21 protein-coding genes and 3 pseudogenes are annotated in these 24,196 nt (G+C 57.9%); 17 read left to right on the top strand and 7 right to left on the bottom strand.

All coding sequences use genetic code 11. The annotated features are described in order from the left end of the window. Positions 1-106 precede the first annotated feature (106 nt). Positions 107-463, top strand: a complete 357-nt coding sequence (locus tag AYM40_RS12095) for a hypothetical protein (RefSeq protein ID WP_181448367.1) — start codon at positions 107-109, stop codon at positions 461-463. A gap of 79 nt (positions 464-542) precedes the next feature. Here AYM40_RS12095 and AYM40_RS12090 read toward each other — a convergent pair whose 3' ends face one another. From AYM40_RS12090 to AYM40_RS42425, 5 genes are all read right to left on the bottom strand, one after another. Further along, entirely contained in the window at positions 543-959 is a 417-nt protein-coding gene (locus AYM40_RS12090) for a hypothetical protein (protein WP_063496429.1), read from the bottom strand. Between the two features lie 45 nt (positions 960-1,004). After that, a complete protein-coding gene (locus tag AYM40_RS12085) occupies positions 1,005-1,277 on the bottom strand; it encodes a hypothetical protein (RefSeq protein WP_063496428.1) in 273 nt (90 codons plus the stop codon). Then, on the bottom strand, positions 1,274-1,528 hold the full coding sequence (locus AYM40_RS40225; protein ID WP_148662164.1) for a hypothetical protein: 255 nt from the start codon (positions 1,526-1,528) through the stop codon (positions 1,274-1,276). The genes AYM40_RS12085 and AYM40_RS40225 overlap by 4 nt, the downstream gene beginning before the upstream one ends. Before the next feature lie 154 nt (positions 1,529-1,682). Next, positions 1,683-2,213, bottom strand: a complete 531-nt coding sequence (locus tag AYM40_RS42430) for a transposase (protein WP_236720830.1) — start codon at positions 2,211-2,213, stop codon at positions 1,683-1,685. Then, positions 2,210-2,587 carry a hypothetical protein gene (locus AYM40_RS42425; protein ID WP_236720829.1) on the bottom strand — a complete coding sequence of 126 codons (378 nt, stop codon included), beginning with the start codon at positions 2,585-2,587 and terminating at the stop codon, positions 2,210-2,212. The genes AYM40_RS42430 and AYM40_RS42425 overlap by 4 nt, the downstream gene beginning before the upstream one ends. A gap of 790 nt (positions 2,588-3,377) precedes the next feature. Between AYM40_RS42425 and AYM40_RS12075 the strand changes: the two genes are divergently transcribed. The 16 genes and pseudogenes from AYM40_RS12075 to AYM40_RS12000 all read left to right on the top strand — a co-directional run. Next, complete coding sequence (locus AYM40_RS12075; RefSeq protein WP_063496427.1) at positions 3,378-4,325, top strand: 3-keto-5-aminohexanoate cleavage protein; 948 nt, start codon at positions 3,378-3,380, stop codon at positions 4,323-4,325. 173 nt (positions 4,326-4,498) lie between these two features. Then, positions 4,499-4,864 carry a nuclear transport factor 2 family protein gene (locus tag AYM40_RS12070; RefSeq protein WP_063496426.1) on the top strand — a complete coding sequence of 122 codons (366 nt, stop codon included), beginning with the start codon at positions 4,499-4,501 and terminating at the stop codon, positions 4,862-4,864. A 200-nt stretch (positions 4,865-5,064) separates the two neighbouring features. After that, positions 5,065-6,801 (top strand): DUF1302 domain-containing protein, encoded by a 1,737-nt coding sequence (locus tag AYM40_RS12065; protein ID WP_236720828.1) that lies wholly within the window; start codon positions 5,065-5,067, stop codon positions 6,799-6,801. Positions 6,802-6,816: 15 nt separating this feature from the next. Beyond that, positions 6,817-8,193 (top strand): DUF1329 domain-containing protein, encoded by a 1,377-nt coding sequence (locus AYM40_RS12060; protein ID WP_063496424.1) that lies wholly within the window; start codon positions 6,817-6,819, stop codon positions 8,191-8,193. A 62-nt stretch (positions 8,194-8,255) separates the two neighbouring features. Then, on the top strand, positions 8,256-9,356 hold the full coding sequence (locus AYM40_RS12055) for a WD40/YVTN/BNR-like repeat-containing protein (protein WP_063496423.1): 1,101 nt from the start codon (positions 8,256-8,258) through the stop codon (positions 9,354-9,356). Then, positions 9,353-11,809, top strand: coding sequence for an efflux RND transporter permease subunit (locus tag AYM40_RS12050; RefSeq protein ID WP_063496422.1), 2,457 nt, complete (start codon positions 9,353-9,355; stop codon positions 11,807-11,809). The genes AYM40_RS12055 and AYM40_RS12050 overlap by 4 nt, the downstream gene beginning before the upstream one ends. A 182-nt stretch (positions 11,810-11,991) precedes the next feature. Then, positions 11,992-12,759 (top strand): glucose 1-dehydrogenase, encoded by a 768-nt coding sequence (locus tag AYM40_RS12045; protein WP_063496421.1) that lies wholly within the window; start codon positions 11,992-11,994, stop codon positions 12,757-12,759. 104 nt (positions 12,760-12,863) lie between these two features. Further along, positions 12,864-13,631 carry an SDR family NAD(P)-dependent oxidoreductase gene (locus tag AYM40_RS12040; protein WP_063496420.1) on the top strand — a complete coding sequence of 256 codons (768 nt, stop codon included), beginning with the start codon at positions 12,864-12,866 and terminating at the stop codon, positions 13,629-13,631. A 60-nt stretch (positions 13,632-13,691) separates the two neighbouring features. After that, the gene (locus AYM40_RS12035; protein WP_063496419.1) at positions 13,692-14,435 is read left to right on the top strand and encodes a glutathione S-transferase family protein; all 744 of its coding nucleotides are present in this window, start codon (positions 13,692-13,694) and stop codon (positions 14,433-14,435) included. 146 nt (positions 14,436-14,581) lie between these two features. Then, positions 14,582-14,935: an EthD domain-containing protein gene (locus tag AYM40_RS12030; RefSeq protein WP_063496418.1), complete on the top strand. Its 354-nt coding sequence runs from the start codon at positions 14,582-14,584 to the stop codon at positions 14,933-14,935. 260 nt (positions 14,936-15,195) lie between these two features. Then, a pseudogene (locus AYM40_RS12025) lies at positions 15,196-15,426 on the top strand (ABC transporter substrate-binding protein); the annotation flags it as partial. Positions 15,427-15,487: 61 nt separating this feature from the next. After that, positions 15,488-16,855, top strand: a complete 1,368-nt coding sequence (locus AYM40_RS12020) for an MFS transporter (protein WP_063496416.1) — start codon at positions 15,488-15,490, stop codon at positions 16,853-16,855. Positions 16,856-17,508: 653 nt separating this feature from the next. Continuing rightward, entirely contained in the window at positions 17,509-18,297 is a 789-nt protein-coding gene (locus AYM40_RS12015; RefSeq protein WP_236720827.1) for a homogentisate 1,2-dioxygenase, read from the top strand. 603 nt (positions 18,298-18,900) lie between these two features. Further along, positions 18,901-19,161, top strand: a pseudogene (locus AYM40_RS12010) (transposase); the annotation flags it as partial. A gap of 231 nt (positions 19,162-19,392) precedes the next feature. Continuing rightward, complete coding sequence (locus tag AYM40_RS12005) at positions 19,393-20,748, top strand: IS110 family transposase (RefSeq protein ID WP_063495238.1); 1,356 nt, start codon at positions 19,393-19,395, stop codon at positions 20,746-20,748. 15 nt (positions 20,749-20,763) lie between these two features. Beyond that, positions 20,764-21,687 (top strand): annotated as a pseudogene (locus AYM40_RS12000) (IS3 family transposase); the annotation flags it as partial. A gap of 249 nt (positions 21,688-21,936) precedes the next feature. Here the strand turns inward: AYM40_RS12000 and AYM40_RS40220 are convergent. Together AYM40_RS40220 and AYM40_RS11995 are read right to left on the bottom strand one after the other, a co-directional pair. After that, the gene (locus tag AYM40_RS40220; protein ID WP_148662163.1) at positions 21,937-22,119 is read right to left on the bottom strand and encodes a hypothetical protein; all 183 of its coding nucleotides are present in this window, start codon (positions 22,117-22,119) and stop codon (positions 21,937-21,939) included. A 101-nt stretch (positions 22,120-22,220) separates the two neighbouring features. Continuing rightward, entirely contained in the window at positions 22,221-23,972 is a 1,752-nt protein-coding gene (locus AYM40_RS11995) for an FAD-binding protein (RefSeq protein ID WP_063496413.1), read from the bottom strand. Positions 23,973-24,196 lie beyond the last annotated feature (224 nt).

Here is a 24,196-nt window from a genome sequence, read left to right as displayed (position 1 = left end):
TCTTCTGCTATCTGCGAAGGACGTGGTGCGGCGATGCATCACTCCGGCGAGGGCGAGAGCGAAACATAATGAGAGAAGTGCGGTCGCGCCACCGGGGAGCAGCACGATGCCTGTCCAACGCAACAGGTATCCCAGACCAGCAATCGTGCATATGATGGAGCGCGGCGAGGTACCGAAGTACTGGCGGGCCGTCGCAAACGATACGCAGCGCGAGGCGCGTTGGGTTGCACACGGTGGGGTGTTTGCTGCATGGCGCCAGCTCGCCTACGCGATGGCAGAATCTCGTGTGAGCGAGGATCGTGTGATGGCGGTTGAAATGGCGTATTTCGTTGGCGCGATGCCGGTACAGCGTGACAGGCATGCAGCGGAACGGGAGCGAGATATCGGGCAGGACCAGCCGGCTCGCACGGTATCGGAAAGCGATGGCCGGTCAAACGATGTCGGGCCGGATGTGGAACGCTGATCGGCGGAGATGATAATAGACATGTGGATTACGGCCAGAGGCGCGAACAGTACCACTTCGCATAAGGAACTGATCCCCTTTAGTTGGAGTAGGTCAGATTACCCAGAGGCATTGCTCCAATGTGTGGTGCTTGCAGAGTGGGACGGCACGATATAGAGCGCCGGTGTGGAATGCTAACTGCCGCGTAGCGATCGACGAGCCACGCCGGCCCAGCTCTGAAGGATGCGAACAGCACAATTGCCATAGCAATCAGGAGGAGCGGGAGGCTGTAAAGTGCCACAGGGAAGAACAACGCTAACTGCAATGCCGAGCCGGCCAGTCCGTGGCCAAGATCCGTTTCACGGATGTTTTCATAGGCCATCCAGACAATGGCGACGATGCTCAGAACGAAGAGGACGAGTCCGTCATTAATGGAGGCATGCTCGCGTACAGCATACGCATAGCAATAAAGTCCCAGCCACATGAGGTTGATGCCGGCGTTCGGGGCCTTGATCATTCGTTACATCGCTCGTCTCGGGACCGACCACCATAGCAGATCGGCTTACTGCGACAGAACCGCCATCAGCCCGACATCTGCGCTTTCCGGGTTGTATACCGGCCGGCCTGCGTCTCGTCGTAGCAGGCGCCCCGCAGGCCGGTATATAAACAGTCCGAGGAAATTTCCTTCGCATAACACAATTTGTCCATTCAACAAGGCTTTACTTTCAATACCCCATAGAAAGGCGATTTCGATTTCTTCATCACGCCATCTTATTGACCGGCCCAATAACCTGACACCCATTAGCGGGCCGAAATCAAGGGCAAAAATCATCATCCATCGCGAGGCGTGGTGGTGATGCATTGTGAGATCAACACCACGCCTCGCGATGCCTCTTCAACCATACCACGCTCCTTGCGGATTCGAATCGCGCCCGGGTTTTCGTTCGGTTGGCTGCGATCTGGATCGCGCCAGACACCCATCGAGATCAAGCAGGTGCGACACCGCCCGCAACTGCCCTGGCGGCCTGCGCCGCCCCAGAAAACCGTCGGTTCCAGACCGTGACCTGAGACATTGGCAAAAGCCATGGCTATCTCACACGGGGTAAGCGCCAGTCCTGAAGGGGCTCACAGCCTGGGCGACCCAGTCATCCACAACTGGAGGCGGCGCAAGGCATGCGTCCAATCAATGCCGTGGCTGCCGGCCAGTCAGGTTACTGGCTCGCCAGCTTGCGCCGGACCATCAGGCAAAGCATCGCGTCACGTCAAACGGTTGCTGGTCGCGCAGCATGTAGTAACAGGCACGCGCGAGTTTGTGGGCGACGGTCTTGAGCGCGACGATCCGGTTGGTCGCGCGCTGCTTTCGTTCATAGAAACGCTGTGCCGACGGGCATTGCCGTAACGCAAAGTTCGCCGCCTCGATAAACGCCGATGCGAGATATGCGTTGCCGTTGCGAGTGTTGCCTTCACCCTTCTTCCTGCCGTTACTTTGCCGCACGCTATAGACGCAGCGGCAGTACGAGCTGAACTGACCAACGCCCGCAAACCGTTTCACTGTCCGCGTCTCCAGCATGATCACCGTCGCGAGCGTCTCACCAATCCCGGGCACCGTCTTCAGCAGGCGGTAGTCGGCACGTAGTTTGACGCACTCGGCCAGCCGTTTCTTGAGGATCGCAATCTGCTGCTGCAGTGTTTCGCAGATCGCGAGATTGGCCTTGGGTGCCAGCGCGACATCTGGCGGCAATCCGAGAGCGCTCACCTGATCGGCCGTCATTCGCTTGACCTGGGCGCAGCGTGGCCGCGCACCGGTGTGACGGGTAACGAGGTTCTCGATCGACGCCACCTGGACCGTGCAGGTCCTTCGTAGCGCTTGATCGCTGCGACGTGCGCCAGATGTACCTGGTATCCGACGTCCATCGGTCCATCCACCAGCCAGCACCAGTTGTAGGTCGATTCCACGACTACACCCTCGAGCTCGCCACGGTGAGGCGCAAGGGCAGCGAGGATTGCCTCGAGAGCATTCGGCAAGCGTCGCTGCAGCACAATCCGGTCTTCGGTATCGCTGACCACCACCACACTGTTATTCAAGTGCAGGTCTATTCCGCAGAACTTCATGTCGGCCTCCGTCAGGTAAAAACGGCTTGTCACACCCTGACTCTACCTCCGCGCCGCTCGCCACGACGCCGAGGCCCGCTACATGATTATCAACGCCGGATTGTGTCCGCGGCCTGAGATTGAATGGTCCGCTGCTTTAACACGTTACATAGGAATACGACGTATAGTTTATGAAATCATGAAGCGCTCTATAAGCCAATCGCGAACCCGTGGCAAGGGCTGCCGCTCCCGAAAACGTCTTCAAGTGATCCGCCATAGTGCCTTTCAACAATCTGTCACTTCTCCGCTCGCTCCCTTGATGGAGACGATCAGAGAAAAGAACTTAACGCCAGAAAAATGGTGCGCGGGCCATCTTGCTAGGTAGATTCCCTAGGGTTCTTGACATTGTTCTCGTCAGAACACATCATCCTTTTCAATATCATTCGATATAAAGCGATTTGACATCGAGGCAACGTAAAACAAATGATTAAGCTGGAAGAGCGACAGGTCTGCGGTGCATTCGTGGACGCGCTGAGCACCGCGTCCGCGTTGCGGTTCCAACGGGGGAATACTGATATGGCAATGATGATCCTAAGAATGACAGGTCACATGCCATTGTCTGTCACGCCTGGTAGGCGTACAGCCCGGACTTGATGGAGGCGAGGCCGTAAGTCCGGCGTCCCACCTTCGGAAGCGAAAAAGAAGCGCCTGCATTGCGTGACGCATCGTGTCAACCGTTGTCTGCGTTGGAAAGCTGGATAGCAGTCCCATTGCGGTCGGATCGGATCGAATCGAATTTATCAGCATCTCGATCCCGACTTCACTACCTACCTTGAGGATCAAAATGATCGAAAAACTGCCACTCTGGGAAGCTGCCAAACGTGAAATGGAGGAGTATCAGTTCATTGCTGGAGCCGAGTTGCAACCCAAATGGGACGTACCGGAAAAGATTGCAATTAACGCCGCCGTGTCAGGACGCTTTGAGACGACCACGTCGATCGAGGAATATGTGGATGCGGCTTCCAGCGTGATCGAAGCTGGCGCTTGCGGCGTCCACATCGATTTCTCCTTCATGACCGACAAGCAGGGGCGGCGTCTCGATCGCGACATTCCGCCGGTCGAGGCGTATTCCGCGGTACTCGAGCCGCTGCGGGCACGCTTTGGCAACGACTTCGTTCCGAACGTGAACGTACTCAACGGAACGACGTTCGATATGTGCATCAGCCCTGCGCGTGAAGGGTTGTGCGAAGTCGCACCGTGTGCGCCGGGCCATCCGGAGGCCTTCATGGTGCCGGCTATCGAGGCGCTTGAAACGACAGGAGTCAAGCCCGAGTTGGCTGTTCACAGCTCTGGCGAGATCGAACTCGCAAAGCGCAAATTGATCGATACCGGCATTCTCAGGAAGCCGTATAACTGGTTGCTTCTCTATGGTCTGCCTTTCAACGTCGGTCGCACGCTGGTTTCCGGCACATGGGTGAGCAATGCCCACGACATGACGCAGCACATGTTCCTGATGGTCGACCAAATCCGCCAGATCGATCCGACTTCGGTTATCAGCGTCTGTGCGGCAGGTCGCGCGGGTCTCTACATGACGACCCTAGCCACGATGATGGGCCTGCACATCCGTATCGGCACAGAAGATACACCGTGGAAGCACCCGAACAGCGACGAGCGTCTCAAGGACAATCTGGAGATGTTCAACATGGCGCGCGACCTCGCGGGCCTGCTCGGACGTAAGCCGGCCTCGGCGAACGAATACCGGGAACTGGTCGGCAAGCCAGCTCGCAAGTAGCGTTTCGTTCCTTCTCTTCGCGGCACCTAAGCGTCCTCTCCAGAAAGCGGGATTAGTGGGTCGTTCGCTAGAATATGCAATATGGATTACTAATTTAATACTAGATTTTGCAAACCAAATCGTGCACATACGGCCTGCCGTATGTGCGCGAATCAGGCTGGGGAAAATGAGAAATGACACAGGCTTTTGAATTTTCGACCGCTGTCTACGAGGCGGTGGACAGCATGGACGAGACGAGACTCGCGTCCTTCCTGACTGAGAACTGTACTTTCGTCTTTGGCAACTCAGAACCTGTCATCGGGCGCGCTGCGGCCGCCGAGCATTCAAAGAGGTTCCTGGAGACAATCGCTGGGATCAAACATGAGGTGATCAATGCGTGGAGCGTCGATGGGCGGATCATTTCGCAGGTTACGGTCGCCTACACGCGCAAGGATGGGAAGCAAATGAGCTTCCCAGCCGCGACGATCTGGCGAATGGAAGGCTCAAAGATTGCCGACTACCGTATTTACGTCGACAACTCGCCGCTGTTTGCGCAATAACCGTTAAAGGATGGGCGCGTCCATCATGGTTTGAACTTATGCGGGGCGGCCGTGTTGCTCCGACTCAGCACTGCGTTTGATGGAAGCACCATCGCATGATGGATCTCCAGCATCGGCGGTAAAGACAGGCACAAGGTTGAGGTGCCACACGTGCATCTTTCAGGCAGGTGGATAACAACGGAACCCGAAGGGGACAGACAATGACAGGAAGAAACCGGTGGTCGGACATACGCCGCTATGGCCGCGACCCGAGTGGACTGAGATTGAGGTGGCTCACGCGCCGCGTGATGGCGAGTTCGGTCGCGGCTGCATTAAGCGTGCTGATCGAGCCGACAGCACACGCGTTCAATTTCACTACGGATAATGACGATTTGACTGCGCGGTGGGATAACACCTTCGAATACAGCACGGGGATTCGGGTGAAGAGTCCGTCATCGCAATTGACCGAGGACGCGAATCTTGACGACGGCGATCGCAATTTCAAGAGCGGCGGGCTGATATCGAATCGCGTTAACCTGCTCTCGGAGTTCGATCTCAATTACAAGAGTTTCGGTGTGCGCTTGAGCGGTGCCGCCTGGTACGATACGGTCTACAACCATTCGAATGGCAACAATTCGCCGTCTACGGCCAATGCGGCATCCGTACCGTTCAATGAGTTTCCGCAGGATACCCGCGATGCGCAAGGTCGCGATGTCGAACTGCTTGATGCCTTCGTGCATGGCGAGGGCAGTATCGGCGATGTCGGTTTAACAGGACGCGTGGGGCAGCACAGCTTGCTGTACGGCGAGAGCCTGTTTTTTGGCAACAACGGTATCGCCGGAGCGCAGTCACCGGTCGACATTGCCAAGCTGCTGTCGGTGCCAAACACGCAGTTCAAGGAATTAATTCTGCCGGTTCCGCAGCTGTCGGGACAGATGCAACTGTTGCCCAATCTGGCCGTGGGCGGCTATTACCAGGTGCATTGGGAAAGGGATCGTTTGCCGGGTGTGGGCAGCTACTTCTCCGACGTCGACATTCTCGATACCGGGGGCGAGCGCATTCTGGCCGGGCCTAACACGATTATTCCCGGCGGCCCCGGTTTATACCTTCAGCGCACTGGCGATATCAAGCCGAAGAACTCAGGGCAGGGCGGTATTCAAATACGGTTCCGCCCTCAAGGACAAGGCGTCGAGTACGGTCTATACGCAGCGCAGTTTGATTCCAAGGATCCCCTCGTCTATGTGCATTCCGGCGCGGGCTTCAATCCGACGACGGGTCAGGTGGGCACCTATCAATTGGTGTTCCCGGAAAGCATCAAGACCGTTGGTGGCAGCTTTTCGACGACAGTATGGGACGTCAACGTCGCGGGTGAGGCCTCCTTGCGCTACAACATGCCGCTCCAGCCTGAAGGCGGAGCGGTGGCCGTGCCGAATGGCATGGCGGCGGACAACAACAACAACCCGCTCTATCCAGTTGGCAAGACGATGCACGCCAACCTGTCGTGGGTTTCGCTACTGAACGGTTCCCCGCTGTGGCAGGGCGGCACTCTCCTCGGTGAGATCGCGTGGAACCGGCGCTTGAGTGTATCCAGGAACGCGTCGGCGCTCGACCCCAACTCCACGCGCGATGCCGCAGCTATTCGCGTGGTGTTTCAACCGGCCTATTTCCAGGTGTTGAGCGGACTCGATATCAACGTTCCCATCGGGATCGGCTACGGACTCTTCGGCAAGTCATCGGTGATCAATCCCGGATTCAGCGTTTATCACGGTGGCGATATGAGTATCGGGATCAACGGTGAATATCAGAAAGTCTGGAAATTCGGCCTTAATTACACGCATTTCTATGGTCCGGCGGCTGGCGTGATTGGTCCGCCGAACAGTTCCGTTCAGGCTTACACGTATGGGCAGACGTTCAAGGACCGGGACTTTGTCTCGCTCTCGGTTCAGCGCACGTTTTAATTGGAGAGATACCTGATGAAAATTCGAAGCGCAGCATTGCTGATGGCGTTGTGTGGCCTGGTGGGCGCGAGCCAGTTGGCCGTCGGCGCCGTGAGTGCCGACGAAGCGGCCAAGCTGAAGAGCACGTTGACACCATTCGGTGCAGAGAAGGCCGGCAATAAGAGCGGGACAATCCCGGCATGGGACGGCGGCTATACGCAGGCGCCACCCGGCTATAAATCGGGCGATCAACTCCCCGATCCATTCGCGAGCGAAAAGCCGTTGTACTCGATCACAGCCAAAAACGTGGATCAGTATGCGGATAAGCTGACCGACGGGACTAAAGCGCTGCTGAAGAAGTATCCGGACACTTTCCGACTTGACGTTTATCCGACGCATCGGACCGCGGCCGCACCGCAGTGGGTTTATGACAATACGTTCAAGAACGCCACGAACTGCAAGACGAAGGAGGGCGGCAACGCGCTCGAAGGGTGCTACGGCGGGATTCCATTTCCGGTTCCGACGAATGGCGTAGAAGCGATGTGGAATCATCGCCTGATCTGGGCCGGCGAAACGACATCGCTGAATGTCGCCAACTATATTGGTACGGCAAACGGTCATCTGGAATTGGCGGTAAAAACGTACAACAAGGGCACATACCCGTACTACGACAAGAATGGCTCGGTGGACACCTTCAAAGGTAATAGCCAGATGTTGCGGGTGTTCATGACGGATCCGCCATTCAAAGCCGGCGAACAGTTCCTCGCTGTCGATTCCGTAGACCAGCCGCGCCAGGCATGGCAATACCTCACGGGGCAGCGCCGCGTGCGCATGGCACCGACCATCGGCTATGACACGCCCGACGACGTCAATTCCGGCACTAACTACTATGACGAGGCCTTCACTTTCTGGGGACCGCTCGATCGATATGATTGGAAGCTCATCGGTAAGAAGGAGATGTACATTCCCTATAACGACAACAAGTTTTTCGAGCGTGGCAAGAAGATCGAAGAGTTGCTGACGCCGCGTCATCACAATCCGGATGCCGTCCGCTGGGAACTGCATCGGGTCTGGGTAGTGGAAGCGACGCTCGCGCCGGGCAAACGGCACGCCGTGCCCAAGCGCCGCTTTTATCTGGATGAGGATACGTGGGGCGCTGTGCTTGGCGATGGGTACGACGCGAATGGCCAATTGTGGCGTGTCGAGATGGCGCTGCCGTTTATTGTCCCTGAAGGCCCGATGGTGCTGCCTAACGCGAATTTCTCGCTTTACAACCTTACGACCGGTACCTACCTGGCATCGTGCGTGACGGATTGGTCGAATCCTTCCTACAAGTACTTCTTCAAGGTGCTTGACCGACTCCCGAAGACGTTTTTTACGCCCGAAGCAATGGCGGGCGAAGGCGTGCGTTAAGCGCGGATCGAACGACCAGACGATCGGGGCATCCGTGAGTGATGCCCCGGAGGACAGGAATCATGCAGATGAAATCAGGTTTGACACGCACGATGGTGGAGATGGCCGTTCTCCTGACATTGCCCTTTGCGGTGACGGGCGCACACGCGGAACCGGAACTGCTCGTGCGCCCGGCTATACATGACACACGTGCGAGCAACCGGGTGATGCTAGCGATCAGCCGTGCAGGCGAGCGGTTGGTGGCCGTGGGCGAGCACGGCATCATTCTGCTCTCCGACGATAACGGCAAGACGTGGACACAGGCGTCAGTGCCGGTGAGCCTGACACTGACCAACGTCCGCTTCGTCGACGCGACGAACGGATGGGCTGTGGGACACGGCGGTGTCGTGCTGCATACGGTCGACGGCGGCAAGAACTGGATCAAGCAGCTCGATGGCGTACAGGCTGCCGCGCTTGTACATGAGGCTGCGGCGGCCGCGGCCGGTGAGGGTGGCGAGGATGCGCGGCGAGCGCTTGCCGCGGCCGACCAACTCGTCGCGGATGGGCCGGACAAGCCGTTCCTTGATGTCTATTTCGCCGACGAGCGGCGTGGGCTGATTGTCGGGGCCTATGGTCTTGCGTTTGCCACCGAGGATGGCGGAAAACATTGGCGGTCCATTTCGGAGCGCATACCGAATCCCCAGGGCCTGCATCTCTACAGCATCAATGTGTCTGGCAACGAACTTTTCATCGCGGGTGAGCAGGGTTCGCTGTTTCGCGCTACTGGCGGTTGGGAATCGTTCACCAGGATCGCCACCCCTTACGCCGGTACCTATTTCGGCTCGCTGGTCGCCAACAACAACGCGATCGTGGTGTTCGGGTTGCGCGGCAACATCTACCGTTCCGGCGATGCGGGCCAAACGTGGCAGAAGATCGATGGCGGCAATACCACCACGCTGACGGCGGGCCTGCGCCTGCCCGACGGCAGGTTGTTGCTCGTCAATCAGGCGGGCCAGCTGCTGCAAAGCCATGACGCGGGCAGTAGTTTCCGGCAATTGACCTTACGCAGCGCCTCGGCGTTATCGGGTATTACCCAGGCTGCTGACGGGTCCCTCGTCTTGTCCGGCGTGCGCGGTGTGACAAGCGTGACTTTAGCAACCCAGTTTGCGGAGCAGAAGCAATGAATAATGACACGTCACTTGCCGAACAGCCAGTGATCCGCGATCTGAACGATTTCGACAGGAACTCAGGATCGTGGGCCGAGCGTCTACTGTTCAACAACCGCCTGGCGATTATCGTTGTGTCCCTGCTGCTGACGGTGACACTGGGTCTGCAGGCGACGAAGCTCACGCTCAATGCGGGCTTCGAGAAGATGATCCCGACAAAACATCCGTTCGTTGTGAACTACCTGGCCAACAGGAGCGAGCTCGCAGGGTTGGGCAACACGCTGAATATCGCAGTGGAGAACACAAACGGTACGATCTTCGATGCGGCTTATCTGGAGGCGCTGCGCAAGCTCAACGACGAAATTTTCCTGTTGCCCGGTGTAGACCGTGCCTACATGAAATCACTGTGGACGCCATCGACGCGTTGGCTGGGGGTGACGGAGGGGGGGCTCGAAGGCGGCCCGGTAATTCCCGACGACTACGACGGCTCGACGAAGAGCATCGATCAACTTCGCGCCAATATCGAGCGCTCGGGCCAAGTGGGTCAATTGGTGGCGAACAACTACCGCTCGAGCATCATTCGGGTACCGCTGCTCGATAGCGATTCGACAGGCCGGCGGCTCGATTATCATGAATTTTCGGGCAGGCTCGAACAGTTGCAGCATAAGTATGAATCGCCCTCAATCAAGATCCACGTCACGGGGTTCGCGAAGGTGGTGGGTGATCTGATCGACGGGCTGCAGCAGGTGCTCCTGTTCCTGGCATTGGCGATCGCGATCTGCACGGCGTTGCTTTACTGGTATACGCGCTGCGTGCGCAGCACGTTGCTCGTGGTGACCTGCTCCCTGCTGGCGGTGGTCTGGCTACTGGGGTTGCTGCCGACGCTCGGGTTCGAAATCGACCCATACTCGATTCTGGTGCCATTTCTGGTATTCGCTATCGGCATGAGCCATGGCGCGCAGAAGATGAACGGGATCATGCAGGACATCGGCCGTGGCACGCATAAGCTGGTGGCGGCACGCTACACGTTCCGGCGGCTGTTCCTCGCGGGGCTGACGGCATTGCTGGCCGACGCGGTGGGTTTCGCGGTGCTCATGGTCATCCAGATCAAGGTTATTCAGGATCTGGCGATTACGGCGAGTATTGGTGTGGCTGTGCTCATCTTTACAAACCTGGTGCTGCTGCCGATTCTGCTCTCCTATGTGGGGGTGAGCCGCCAGGCGGCGTCGCGTAGCCTCAACGTTGAGTCCCAGGACGAAGAAGATCTGCCCCATAAGAAGCATCCGTTCTGGGCATTCCTCGATTTGTTTACGCAGCGCAAGTGGGCACGTCTGGTCTTACTTGTCGCGGCATCCTTTGGAATCGCGGGCTTTGCCGTGAGCCTTCATCTGCAAATCGGGGATTTGAAGCCTGGGGCGCCGGAACTGCGCTCGACTTCGCGTTACAACCGCGACAACGCCTTCACGGTAGCGAACTATTCGGCGAGCAGCGACACGTATGTGGTCATGGTGAAGACTCCGCAATATGAGTGCACGTTATATAAAAACCTCGAGCAGGTCGATGCGCTCGAGTGGCAACTGCAGCAGTTGCCGGGGGTCGAGTCGACCAACTCGGTTGCGGATCTGGCGAAGAACGCCGCGACGGCGATGAACGAAGGCAGTCTGAAATGGTACGAAATCCCGCGCAGCCAGGACATGGTCAATTCGATCACGAACCGTGCGCCGCGAGAGCTGTTCAACCAGAGTTGCGATCTGCTAACTATTTATATTTATCTGAAAGACCACAAGGCCAGCACACTTGATAGCGTGGTGCGCACGGTGCAGGCGTTTGCCGATCGTAATAACACGGCGAATCACCAGTTCCTGTCGGCGGCGGGCAACGCGGGGATCGAGGCGGCGACGAACATCGTGGTCAAGCATGCCCACACCGAGATGCTGCTGCTCGTTTATGCGGCGGTGATTGTGCTGGCATTCATCACGTTCCGCTCGTGGCGGGCGGTATTGTGCGCCGTGTTGCCTTTGATGCTGACGACCGTATTGGCTGAGGCGCTCATGGTGGTGCTAGGTATAGGCGTGAAGGTGGCGACCTTGCCCGTTATCGCGCTCGGTGTGGGCATTGGCGTCGATTACGCGCTTTACGTTCTGACGGTGGCGCTGTCGAGGTTGAGGCAAGGAGCGAGCTTGTCGCAGGCGTACTACCAGGCCTTGCTCTTTACGGGGAAGGTGGTGGTGCTGACTGGGGTGACGCTCGGTGTGGCGGTCGCCACCTGGGCATTGTCTCCGATCAAGTTTCAGGCGGACATGGGGATCCTGCTCGCGTTCATGTTCATCCTGAACATGGTGGGCGCGCTCGTTCTGTTGCCCGCGTTGGCCTGCTTCCTTTTGCCTCGCGGGAATCCCATGCCAAAAGGCAAACCGTCGACTACCGCGGGGGCGGCGCAAGCGGGTGTCGCGCGGGGAACCTCGCATTAACAAACGGCGACGCTTCGATGGACGCTCCATGCGATCGCCGCCTCAGAGTTGCTGGAGACGGGAGAGTACGGACCGGATCCAGGCTTGTGTAAATGAAAGTGTGGTTCGACGATGGCAAGCGGACTTCGATCGAGAATGATGTTGACATAGCCTCGCGGTGATCGAGGCAGGAGGAAGCAGAGATGAATCGGGATCTTGAAGGGAAGTCGATTATCGTAACTGGTGCGGGCGCGGGTATCGGCAGAGCGGCAGCCCTCGCCTGTGCCGAGGCCGGGGCGCGCGTGGTGGTGGCCGATGTCGCCGTTGCGGCAGGTGAGGATACCGTCTCGACAATTCGGCACCAAGGCGGCACAGCCCTGTTCGTGAAGACGGATGTTTCCGACGAAGCGCAGGTCGAGGCGCTCGTAGCAGCGGCGTTAAGCGAGTTCGGATGTCTCGACGGCGCATTTAACAACGCTGGTCTTTCTCAGACGAACGTCTTGCTGCACGAGTTGACCACGGCGCAATGGCGCCGCATCCAAGGCGTCAACTACGAGGGTGTTTTCTTTTGCATGAAGCATGAGATTCGCGCGATGCTCCAGACAGGAGGGGGATCTATTGTCAACACTGCTTCCGCGCTTGGGCGGGTATCGGTGCCGCGCGCGGCCGACTATTGCGGCTCAAAGGGAGGCGTACTTGGGTTGACGAAAGCTGCGGCCGTGGACTATGGCGAGCGGAAGATCCGCGTCAACGCTGTCCTTCCTGGCGTCACGAGCACTCCCATGGTCAATGCGCTCGTCTCGGATCCACAATTCGCCGAATTGCTGCCGAAGCTCAAGGCTCGTCATGCGATGGCGCGGTTGGGTCTCCCCGAGGAAGTCGCCGCGGCCGCAGTATGGCTCTTGTCCGATAACGCGTCGTTCGTGACGGGGGCCGAGTTGGCTGTCGACGGGGGCTACCTCGCGATGTGACGAACTCCGAAGCGCATCTTTTGGCCACGGAGGAGGGCGGTGCGCCTAACGACCGCGGCTTTTTATCGTGAGCACATCATTGTAAATCCGGACGGAGCAAAGACATGAATCGTGGTAACAGGCTGGCAGGCAAGGTGTGCATCATCACTGGATCGGGCGGGAGCATGGGACGCGCTGCCGCGCTGATGTTCGCACGGGAAGGCGCGCGTGTCGTCGGCTGCGACGTATCGGTGCAGGCTTCGCAGGAAACGCTCGTCCAGGTGAGCGAGGCCGGCGGTGAGATGGTATCGCTGCAGCCTTGCGATCTCACACGGAAGGAGCATTGCCAGGAACTGGTCGAGTTTGCAGTAAAGACATACGGTCACGTCGATGTGCTGTTCAACAATGCAGCGATGGCGTATTTCGCGCCGATCGACAAAATCAGCGATGAAGAATGGTACAAGACCATCGACCAGGAATTGCATCTGGTGTTTCAAATGGTGAAGGCCGTATGGCCGGAGCTGATCAAGTGCTCCGGTTCGATCATAAGCACGGCGTCCTGCAGCGCCTGGCAGACCTATCCGATGTTACCTGCGTTGGCGCACACGGCCGCGAAAGGCGCGATCGTTTCATTGACGCGCCAATTGGCACTGGAAGGGCGAACACACGGTGTGCGTGCCAACTCGATCTCGCCCGGGTTAATCGAGACCAATCAGACGCGCCCTTTGCTTGCCAACGCAGAGTGGTCCGCATCAATGCTGGGAAAGGTCATGCTTGGACGAATGGGACGCCCGGAAGAGGTAGCGGCAACGGCCCTGTTTCTGGCGTCGGATGAAAGCTCGTTCATTACCGGGGCCGATATTCGCGTCGACGGGGGAATGACGGCCTGGTAGGCGTAATGGGCACAACAGGACGAATAGGTCCGTATTGGAAACTTTGACATCGGGAACGATATGTTGACAGTCTTTGTCTGCGGCGGACCGAACCCCCGCAAAGTAACCCTCCTTCTGGAGGAACTCGGTTGGGCCTATGAGTGGAAGCTCGTGGACATGTATCTTGGCCAGCAGCGATCCCCTGAGTATCTCGCGATCAATCCGAATGGGCGATTACCGGCTCTTATCGACGACGCAGCACATTCGGCGCCGATTGTGCTGTGGGAGTCCGGGGTCATCCTCGAATATCTTGCCGACAAGGCTGGGCAGTTTCTCCCAGTAGAGGGCGCTGCCCGGTATGAAGTCCTCAAGTGGCTTCATTTTCAGATCGCACACGCCCCGTACCTGGGCAATGCGCATCTGTACCGCGTCATGTACAAGGAAGCTATCAACTTCGACATCAAGCGATTCACGATCGAATCGTCTCGAATCTATAGTGTCCTCAATGCGCAACTGGCCCAATCGCAGTTCATAGCGGGTAAGGAATACTCCATCGCCGACATCGCATGGTATCCATGGATCGAGTATCACGAATGGCAGGGGCAGGATTTAAAAAAATTCTCAAATATCGATCGATGGTTCAAGGAGATATCGGAGCGCCCTGCCGTACGCAGGGGGGCGGCTATCCCCTGGCGCTATGGCGAATTCGGCCCTAGCGCCGTCGGTGAAAAAGTCAGGAGGATCGTTGAGCGTAGACTCAAGGATCCCCGGTTTACCCTCACTGCGACGACAGACAACGAAGCGCTCTCAAATATTGCGACTTGAGTTCGGGACGATTAGACTAAATAGTCTGGGGTCCTCTTTTAATGGCATCATGAACCTGGTGCTCAAAGCCGCCCGCAGGGAGACAGGATCTGGTCGGAATTCACGTTTCCGATGAAGGGTTGAACATAGTCAGTGAGAGAGTCTTTATGATCAAGCTAATCATCGCCATCAAGCGCAAATCAAACTTTACGCAAGAAGAATTTCGTGAGTACTTGAGTACCACCCACGCAAAACTTGTTAGAGAGTGCCCGGCGAGCCAGAAATTTGTCCGGAAATATGTGCAAAGCTATACGTTGCCGATCGGCATTGACGGACGGCAACTGGACACATCGAGTCAGGGCTTCGACGCTGCCTCGGAATTGTGGTTCGATACTACTGAAGACATGCGGTCCTTTTTTTTCAATCCAGACTATCTCGCCAACGTTCGCCCGGACGAATCGAAATTCTCTGATATGGAGCACTGCGTATTTTTTGTGACCGAGGAACGGCAGATAATTTGACAATCCTGGTCGGGCGGGCTCTGTCAGGTTGATGGGGACGCAGCGGTAGAGTGAAGTGATGAAGAAAGCGAAAATCGCTTTATCACTGTCACCGCTTCCCTGCCGTCGTCATCAGCTGCGCGACAAGGCCGTGGTGCAAGTGCTGCTTTCAAACCCGGTGCCGAGCAGGATCGTTACCGACCAGCTGCGCAGCCAGGGGCATCAACAGCCCGGAAGATCTGAAGGGCAAACCCATCGGGGTGCCGGAATATCAGCTAACAGCAAACGTGAGCGATACGGCCGCCACCAAAATTACCCTGTCGTTCGTCGAGGACCAACTACGTGCTGCTCGCAAACTGATGGGTACGGACTTCTGGTCATACGGTTTTTCGGCTAATGAGCATGCTATTGACCGTTTTCTCGCCCGTCATTTCGCCAAGGGACTGTCAAGTCGCCGGCTTGAACTGCGTGAGCTATTCCGTCCGGCGAGCGTCGAAAGCTTTGCGATTTGACGGCAAGACGCAGGGACTTGCCGCGATAACTGATCGGCTCATAAATAACAGGAGACAAACGATGAAACTTGATTTGGTCGTCGACGCCCAGAAGTTCATCGACGAACACCAGTTCGGCCGCTTTCAACGACTCATTTTTTTCATGTGCTTTGTGATTGTCATGCTGGATGGTTTCGACACTGCGGCAATCGGTTTCATCGCGCCGTCGCTACTGACTGAGTGGCATCTCGCAAAGCCCGACCTCGCACCGGTCCTGAGTGCCGCGCTGTTCGGTCTGGCATTCGGTGCGCTGGTATCCGGCCCTTTGTCCGACCGTGTTGGACGACGATCCCTGATGGTCGGCAGCGTGTTCCTCTTCGGTGTTGCCTGTGTCGTGTCCGCGTTTTCCATGAGCATCGGTCAACTGACTGTGTTGCGCTTGATGACGGGCATTGGCCTTGGCGCAGCGATGCCAGGCGCGGTAACAATGATGGACGAGTTTTGCCCGACGAGGCGCCGCGCAACGGTGACTACGCTGATGTGCTGTGGATTCCCACTCGGTGCGGCTTTGGGCGGACTGCTTGCGGCATGGTTGATTCCACATGCTGGCTGGCGAAGTGTCCTGCTGCTGGGCGGGATCACACCGTTAGTTCACACTGTTGTGCTGTTGCTCAGGATGCCAGAATCAGTGCGCTTCATGATTGCAAATGGCAAGCCGATAGCGCGCATTCGCGCAATTCTCGCGCGCATCTCCGATGAGGCAGACAATGCGCGGCGCTTCGTACTGACTGAGAGCGCGCCCGGAACGGGTGATAATGGGCTCGGCCTTGTGCTGTCGCGTTCATACATTGTCGGTTCATTGATGCTATGGCTCGCCGCTTTCATGGGCCTTCTGATTATCTACGCCTTGATGAACTGGATGCCAATTCTGCTGAAAGATGCGGGCCTGGGCCAGAAAAGCGCGACGCTCATCTCTGCCCTGTTCCCACTGGGTGGTGTGGGCGCGGTGCTGTGCGGCGCGCTGATGGATCGCTTCAATGCAAATCTCGTAATAGCGGTGTGTTATGCGCTCGCTGCGATCAGCCTCTTCTGTATCGGAGAGACGGTCGCACACGTAGGCCTGCTCGTGCCAGCTGTCGTTGTTTGCGGTGTGTTGACGAATACCGCACAATCCTCAATGAATGCGCTTGCGGCCGCCTTTTATCCGACTGAAGGGCGTGGCACCGGTGTCGCGTGGATGACTGGCATGGCGTGTTTCGGTGGCATTGCCGGCTCGTTTCTCGTAGCCGAACTCGTCCGCTGGCATTTTACGTTGGTAGGTGTCTTCGCGACGATCGCTGTTGCCGGAGCCCTTTCGTGCGTCGCTTTGCTAGTCAAGCAGCTTGTATCGCCACACGTTATAACGTTGTACGCAATCGCCATTGACGAGGCGATTCCACATGTCCAATGAGGCGAACAGGGCAGCATTCGAAGTGTACGAAGCCGTTGATTCGACGGACGAGCAACGCTTGGCACGCTTCTCGACGGAAGACTGCGTGTTTGTCTTCGCCATTAGCGAGCCTCTAATCGGACGCACAAATTCTGGAGATGTTCAACATGGCCCGTGCCATCGCAGCGCTGCCCGGACGCACCGCGGCAATGGCGAATGAGTACTGGGCGCTGGTTGGCAAGCCGGTGCGCTGAGGCGTAGGGGTAGTCGCGCAGCGCTTGCGGGATTGCTTCAGCGAATCAGAGTCACCTAAAGTGTGCTGTGACAGGTTGAACAGCAGTGCCAGGACGGAGACGACGCGCCGGACGCTTCATGGAGCGCGCCGGTTGTGAGGGTTAGATAACGAAGGAGAGTGACATATGCATGATAAGACGAATGGTGAAGCGCCACCTGTACAACTGTGGACCCGCGATGGCTTCATGGGTGCACACTCTGTCGTTACGCGGTCAACTTATGCACCAGACTATGTTTCAGTGCAAGGCCCGCACTCCCCGCGACGACTAGTCCTTGACCGATTGACGCCCGACGACTGGGACGATGCGGAAGCCCTCCCGACGGCCGTGGCCACATCCCGGTCAGGCGTCAGGTTGCTTGTGTCCGGCCGGCGCAAGCCCATGCCTTTTGTGGTTCGAAATGTCGAAGCGGACGAGATCCATTTCATTCAGTCGGGTAACGTCAAATTCGAAACGGATGTTGGATCTCTCACGGCAGAGGAGGGCGACTTCGTCTGCATTCCTAAAGCCGTAGCGTACCGGTATCATCCGACCGGAGATGCAATGCGGAGCGTCATTGTCGAGAGCCCGTCGGCGGTGAAGTTTTCGCCACCGGCGCCTACCGGGATGCTCAACCTGGCGCGGGATCTCACCTACGCCAAAGTGGCTCCCGACATTCCCGTGGGCGGCCCGACGAGACTGGTGCTGAAGAGCGCCGATGGAGAGAACACGGTGTTCACCATGCCGCACGATCCGCTCTCTCTCGGCGTGCAGTTGTCGGAGTCCGTTCCGGTCTGGAAGTTAAACCTGACCAAAATCCAGGTTCTTACCTATTTGCCGGAAGGCGGACCTCCAAGCCCATTCCTGTCATCCGGTACGGGTGATGTTCTGATGTTCAACCTCAGTTCACGCATTTCGGGCCGTGCGCCGATTCACATCAATGCGGACTTTGATGAGGTGATCTGCTATGTACGAGGCCCTGGCGCCTGGGGCGGATGCACGGAGCCTGGAACATTGACATGTGTGCCAAAGGGCGCCATTCATCACGGGCCCTCCGAAAACGGTCGGGAGACCTATCAGGCATGGCTACTGGAAACGCGCGCAACGCTCCGGTGGACACCGAAGGCAATCGCGATATCACAGTTGATGGAAACGGGCGAATACAGTCCGCATTCTGGTGCTGGCAGATGAGTCGGCTGGTTGTACGGTAACTCGGAAGAGCAACCGTGTTGCATGAGATCGTCCATAACGTGCATGGGACGACGGTTTGCATCGGGCGGCTATTTCGTCTCTCTGCGTCCTCGACGCCAGTGAACGTCCTGCTCCAGCCTGGCCGGCCAAATCTGCTTGTGGATCTGACCCGCCAGCGGTCTGAGCGCGTTGATCCGCGGGCGGCTGCGGCCCGGCAAGGAGTCGATACTTCGAGCGCCAGGCAACAAACGTCGTTTCCCAGGCGGGCGCCGCATGGAACGGTAATCCGCCGGACACCTCGGTGCCGCACGGCGGAGCATAGTTGGTCAGTAGGCAGCAGTCGGGCAGTTTCCAAGGCTCAGACACGGCAAAAATGTCGCGTTGCAGTGAAGGGACGCTTTTGCAGTCGCAACGGGGGGCGTTAAGAAGTTTGGGGTAGCGGCGCGGATGATCGTCGGAACCGCCGCAGGAAGACAGCGATCTCGATCAGGATTACTTCGGCGCGTTGCCCGAAAGCCGCGGCCACCCGTTTTGTCAGACTGAGCTTGCCCCCGAAAAACGAATCCCTTGCTGAGCAGGTAAACTCAAGCAAGGAGAAGAACGATGACAGGCAAGGCAAAGCGGGCACAGTACACGCTCGAATTCAAGCTGGAAGCCGTGCGACTGGTCAAGGCCGGACAAAGCATGGCGGCCGTGGCGGCGACACTGGGTGTTGTTGAACAGACGCTGTACAACTGGATAAAGGCTGAGCGGGAAGGCAGGCTGGCGGGCGCTGGCACGAAGCCTGTGAGCCCAGAACAGATGGAACTGGCGCGGCTGCGTGCGGAAGTGGCTCGCCTGAAGATGGAGCGGGATATTTTAAAAAACCGCCCTACGCGCTTGCGCGCGCCCCTCATGAGTAGAAACTCCCGGGGAGTACACTCGATGCACGCAGAGACAGTGGCCGTAAGCTTCTTGGAGGTATGAACCCCGTCAAAAAACCTGGCCCAGGGGAAGCTGCGGACTCATCTGTGGCGGCGTCTTCGGGCGACCCCGTTTAGGAAATTGATCTATTCCGAGTCCCCGTCCTGCGCCTGATTATCCAGGAGGTGGGTGATGCCAAAAGACCGAACACGATCCAAGCCCTCAGGGTTGCCGATCATTCATCCGTTTGCAGCCGGTATTGATATCGGTTCACGGTTCCATGTTGTCGCCGTGAGTCCAGATCTGTGCGACGAGCCGGTGCAGACATTCCAGGCATTTACGAGCGATTTGCAACGCATGGCGGACTGGCTCGTCGCGACCGGCACAAAGACGGTTGTGATGGAATCGACCGGCGTGTACTGGGTCGCCGCCTACGAGGTGCTGGAGTCCCGGGGCCTTGAAGTCGTTCTTGCCAATGCACGCGAGGCGCGCGCAGTCCCTGGAAGAAAGAGTGATGTCAACGACGCACAATGGCTGCAGCGACTGCACGCGTGTGGGCTACTACGGGCAAGTTTCCGGCCTGGGCGCGACATCGCGGAATTACGCGCATACCTGCGTTGCCGCGAAAGGCATACTGACTATGCCGCCGCGCATATCCAGCACATGCAGAAAGCGCTGACCTTCATGAATATCCAGTTGCACCACGTGATCACGGATATCACGGGCGTCACTGGAATGCGGATCGTCCGCGCGATCGTCGCCGGCGAACGCGATCCAGACCGGCTGGCGGCGATGCGCGACGTCCGCTGCAAGGAAAGCCTTGAGACCATTCGTAGTGCACTGGTGGGCAACTACCAGCCCGAGCACGTATTCGCCTTGAAGCAGGCGCTTGCGCTGTATGACTTTTACCAGCGGTGTATCGACGAGTGCGATGTTGAGATCGAACGCGCTGTCGCGATTCTCAATATCGCTCACCCGATTCCGGATGCGCCGTTGCCGAAGGCGAAGCATCGCAGCAAGCTGCCCAGCGATCCCAACTTTGATGTGCGCACGGCCATGTACCAACTGGCGGGGACCGACCTGACGCAAATTCACGGCATCGGCCCATTCCTTGCACTGCGCCTGATTGGCGAATGTGGAACGGACTTGAGCCGATGGCCAACCGCCAAACATTTCACTTCATGGCTCACGCTTTCGCCCGGCTGCAAGATCAGCGGTGGCAAGGTGCTGTCATCGCACACGCGCAAAACAAGCAGTCGCATCACAGTCGCCCTGAGGCTTGCGGCGGTGACCGTTGGAAGAAGCAATACCGCGCTTGGTGCATTCTACCGGCGCCTCGCCGGGCGCATCGGCAACGCCAAGGCCGTGACCGCGACGGCGCGCAAGATCGCTGTCCTGTTTTATAACGCGATGCGCTATGGCATGGACTATCGCGACCCGGGTGCGGATCATTACGAGCAGCAGTACAGGGACCGCGTCATCAAACAGCTTCATCGCCGCGCGGCGCAATTTGGGTATTCACTGCAACCTCAGGACTCGCCAGCGTGAAGGTGTGTTTCTTAGGAAAGCCGCAGCGTACTTCGCGAAGGAGTCGATGTGAAGTGCGCGTTCATTGACCGGAATCGACACCACTGGCCAGTTTCAGTACTGTGTGAAGCGCTCGAAGTCAGCCCCAGCGGATATCATCAGCGCCAGCAACGCAGCGCCAAGGACAAGCCGCAAAGAGGCTACATGAGCAACGATGCCCTGCTCGCGCACATCAAGGCGATTCACGCGCAGGTCAAGGGCGAATACGGCTGGCCGCGCATGTGGAAGGAACTGCTCGCGCGCGGCGTGCGCGTGGGCAAGGAGCGGGTTCGCAAGCTGATGGCGCAGCATGGCATTCGTGCACGGCACAAGCGCAAGTACATCGCGACGACGAACTCGAATCACAACCTGCCGGTTGCACCGAATCTACTGGGGCGCGACTTCACGGCGTCGGCGCCGAATCAGGTCTGGACGAGCGATATTACCTATCTGGCGACAGCCGAAGGCTGGGTGTACCTCGCGGTCATCATCGACATGTTCAGCCGGCAGGTGGTGGGCTGGTCGATGCAGCCGCACATGAAAGCGGAGTTGGTCACAGACGCGCTACGCATGGCGTGGTTCCGGCGTCGCCCCGAGGCTGGTGTAATCGTGCATAGCGACCGGGGCAGCCAGTATTGCGGCGGCCTGTTCCAGGACACGCTGAAGGCCTACGGCATGCGCTCGTCGATGAGCCGACGCGGCGATTGCTGGGACAACGCGCCGACGGAAAGCCTGTGGGGTTCGCTGAAGGTAGCTCGTATGCATGGACGACACTTCACCACGCGGCGTGCTGCAATGGATGAGGTGATTGACTGGCTGAGCTTTTACAATGCACGCCGGTTGCACTCGACACTCGACTACGTCAGTCCCATGACATTCGAGAAAAACTGGTTCGCGGCTCAGCAGGGACGAGCCGCATAATTCCCTCGGTTATGGGATTCGCGGAACGGGGGCAAGGTCAGACCTGCATGACGAAGGCAAATCGCGATTGGTCGAGCAGATGAACTCGCTGAGGGACCGTGTCATCCGCTGCCGTTTGCACGTGCGGCGGTTTTGAATTCAAATCCGACATACCCCAAGCGTTCTTAACGCTCCCGAGGGAGTTCGAGGGGCTGCGCCACTAAGTCAATAGTGCCCGCCCGTTGGGGAGCTGGAGCGGGGCCTAAGATCTCATGGAAAAAGACGGAAATATGCCCTGGAAAAAATCGCTGGCGGCACGCAACTCGCACCGTAATAGGCGCAGGCAATCTCTGTTGACTGCTCGTTCGACGGTTCTGGCTCACTCCATACGAACACCAAAGCTGCCAAACCTACAGCAGCAAGCACACCTAGAACCCAAACAAGTCGATTCATGACAGTCTCCTCCTTTCGGCTATACAACTGACACTGCTGCTGGATCTTCTCGGGTACGACTCCGACCTCCATCGAGGATACGACTGACGAGCATATGGCGATTAAGCAACATGAACTTTAGAGGTGGAAGAGGAAGGGGCGTTTGCTTTACTGCCGACCGACGCCCGCCCACTTCCGGCGATGGACATGGCGGCCAGATATCCGAACGTCAACGCGGGTCCGAGTGTAATGCCGGCACCAATGTAGCGTCCGCCCACAGGCGAGTTCATATCGTTGCCGCAAGCGTAAAGTCCGGGAATTGGACGGTTATCGTGATCAAGAACTTCGCCGTGACTTCCGGTGACGAGACCACGGCTTGTACCGAAGTCGCCCGGCATCAGCTTGACAGCGTAAAAGGGTCCCCGCTCAATGGGCCCAAGGCATGGGTTGGGTGAGTGTGACGCGTCGCCCTTGTAAATGTTGTAGGCGGACGATCCCTTCCCGAACTCTGCGTCCACGCCGGTGACTGCAAAGTGGTTGTTGCGCGCGACGCTGCGTTCCAGCCCGTTGCGGTCAACGCCGATCTTGCCGGCAAGTTCGGCGAGCGCGGTGCCACTAAAGAGGTATCCCGCCTTCTCATAGCGCCGCAGCGACATCGCGCCGGGAAGAATGACGCCAATGCCGTACTTTTTTACGGTCGCCGCATCGGCAATAAGATATGCGGGGATGGCGCCAGCATCGAACATCCCGAGGGTGAAAGCGTGGTACGACGCTGCCTCGTTGGTGAAGCGGTTCCCGTCCTTGCCCACTGCAATGAACCCAGGCTTGGGACGGTCAAGCATGAAGTGCCCCCAGAGCGTCTTTTCGCCCGCCTCGTTCGAAAGCACGGACATCGGCACGTAGTAACCAGTGTCCTCGGAGTTGTGGTCAAGCCGTCCCCCGGCCGATTGGCCTAGACGAATTCCCTCGCCAACATTGCTGGGCAGTCCGAGTCCCAACTCGACTGTGGGCTGGCGTGAGTGTTCCTTGCGCATTTCCTGGTTGCCCGGATAGCCCCCTGTCGCAATGACCACGCCCTGGCGGGCGCGGATTCGAAGTGTGCGTCCATCCCGAACCACTTCGGCACCGATGACAGCACCGTCCTCGGTGATCAGTCGGGTGGCGGACGTCTTCAGCCAGATTTCGATTTGACGATCCAGTATGGTCTTGTACAACCGGGCAATGAGCGCATTTCCGCCTACGAGTCGGGTGCCACGATGATAGTTCAGCCGATCGACGCCATAGCGCAAAAAGCGCTTTAGCACGTGGAAGAACGACCGGACCGACTTCGTGACGGACAGGAAGTGGAGTAAATCAACGAGGTCAAGCATCATCCCGCCGAACGGTGCAAACGCCGGTAGCGGGGCACGCAAGTTCTTGAAATTCTCACCTAGCTTGCGAGCGTCGAATTCCAGCGGGGCGTGAGCGCGACCGAACATGCCTCCCTCCAGCTCGGGGTGGTAGTCCGGGTAGTCGAGTGCCACGACCTCCAGTGCAGAGTTGCTCAGCATATAGTCGAGGGCGGCTCGACCTTCGCGGATGTAGGCTTCCTGCAATGAGCGGTCGACACTCGAACCGACAGTGCTGGCAAAGTATTTCCGTGCTCTATCGAATGAATCTTTGAAGCCAGCGGCCTGCATTGGTGCACTGTCGACGAACCACATCATTCCCACCGACCACGCAGACGTTCCGCCGACCTGATCTGTCTTCTCGAGAACGAGCGGTACAAGCCCCTCGTTGTTCGACACGATCGCCGCCGTCATGCCAGCGGCGCCAGCACCCATGATGATGACGTCGACCTCGCGGTCCCAGTTCTCCGTCGTTGTGGTGCCCATGGCGTTTGTCCTGTGTTTAAGCGCTTCTGATGACAGCTCTGTTCGCAAATCGGTGTGCACGCGCGCCCTGAAAAGAGGTCGCGCCACACAAGCGTAGTACGCGTCGCGCTTTAGTCAACTCATGCCATGACGAATCATGCGGCGATGCATCGCGCTATATAGAATGATGTGTTTCGGTGTGAACGATGTCAAGAAACTCCAGGGAATCCCCTGGCCAATCTGGT

Source organism: Paraburkholderia phytofirmans OLGA172, assembly GCF_001634365.1.
Taxonomy (GTDB): Bacteria; Pseudomonadota; Gammaproteobacteria; order Burkholderiales; family Burkholderiaceae; genus Paraburkholderia.
The sequence above is the reverse complement of the archived record's forward strand: the minus strand, read 5'-3'. Positions and strand labels throughout refer to the sequence as shown.

Coding starts and splice junctions, on each gene's coding strand:
- AYM40_RS12095 (WP_181448367.1), top strand. CDS start 107: ATGCCTGTCCAACGCAACAGGTATCCCAGACCAGCAATCGTGCATATG.
- AYM40_RS12090 (WP_063496429.1), bottom strand. CDS start 959: ATGATCAAGGCCCCGAACGCCGGCATCAACCTCATGTGGCTGGGACTT.
- AYM40_RS12085 (WP_063496428.1), bottom strand. CDS start 1,277: ATGATGATTTTTGCCCTTGATTTCGGCCCGCTAATGGGTGTCAGGTTA.
- AYM40_RS40225 (WP_148662164.1), bottom strand. CDS start 1,528: ATGGCTTTTGCCAATGTCTCAGGTCACGGTCTGGAACCGACGGTTTTC.
- AYM40_RS42430 (WP_236720830.1), bottom strand. CDS start 2,213: ATGACGGCCGATCAGGTGAGCGCTCTCGGATTGCCGCCAGATGTCGCG.
- AYM40_RS12075 (WP_063496427.1), top strand. CDS start 3,378: ATGATCGAAAAACTGCCACTCTGGGAAGCTGCCAAACGTGAAATGGAG.
- AYM40_RS12070 (WP_063496426.1), top strand. CDS start 4,499: ATGACACAGGCTTTTGAATTTTCGACCGCTGTCTACGAGGCGGTGGAC.
- AYM40_RS12065 (WP_236720828.1), top strand. CDS start 5,065: ATGACAGGAAGAAACCGGTGGTCGGACATACGCCGCTATGGCCGCGAC.
- AYM40_RS12060 (WP_063496424.1), top strand. CDS start 6,817: ATGAAAATTCGAAGCGCAGCATTGCTGATGGCGTTGTGTGGCCTGGTG.
- AYM40_RS12055 (WP_063496423.1), top strand. CDS start 8,256: ATGCAGATGAAATCAGGTTTGACACGCACGATGGTGGAGATGGCCGTT.
- AYM40_RS12050 (WP_063496422.1), top strand. CDS start 9,353: ATGAATAATGACACGTCACTTGCCGAACAGCCAGTGATCCGCGATCTG.
- AYM40_RS12045 (WP_063496421.1), top strand. CDS start 11,992: ATGAATCGGGATCTTGAAGGGAAGTCGATTATCGTAACTGGTGCGGGC.
- AYM40_RS12040 (WP_063496420.1), top strand. CDS start 12,864: ATGAATCGTGGTAACAGGCTGGCAGGCAAGGTGTGCATCATCACTGGA.
- AYM40_RS12035 (WP_063496419.1), top strand. CDS start 13,692: ATGTTGACAGTCTTTGTCTGCGGCGGACCGAACCCCCGCAAAGTAACC.
- AYM40_RS12030 (WP_063496418.1), top strand. CDS start 14,582: ATGATCAAGCTAATCATCGCCATCAAGCGCAAATCAAACTTTACGCAA.
- AYM40_RS12020 (WP_063496416.1), top strand. CDS start 15,488: ATGAAACTTGATTTGGTCGTCGACGCCCAGAAGTTCATCGACGAACAC.
- AYM40_RS12015 (WP_236720827.1), top strand. CDS start 17,509: ATGCCTTTTGTGGTTCGAAATGTCGAAGCGGACGAGATCCATTTCATT.
- AYM40_RS12005 (WP_063495238.1), top strand. CDS start 19,393: ATGCCAAAAGACCGAACACGATCCAAGCCCTCAGGGTTGCCGATCATT.
- AYM40_RS40220 (WP_148662163.1), bottom strand. CDS start 22,119: ATGAATCGACTTGTTTGGGTTCTAGGTGTGCTTGCTGCTGTAGGTTTG.
- AYM40_RS11995 (WP_063496413.1), bottom strand. CDS start 23,972: ATGGGCACCACAACGACGGAGAACTGGGACCGCGAGGTCGACGTCATC.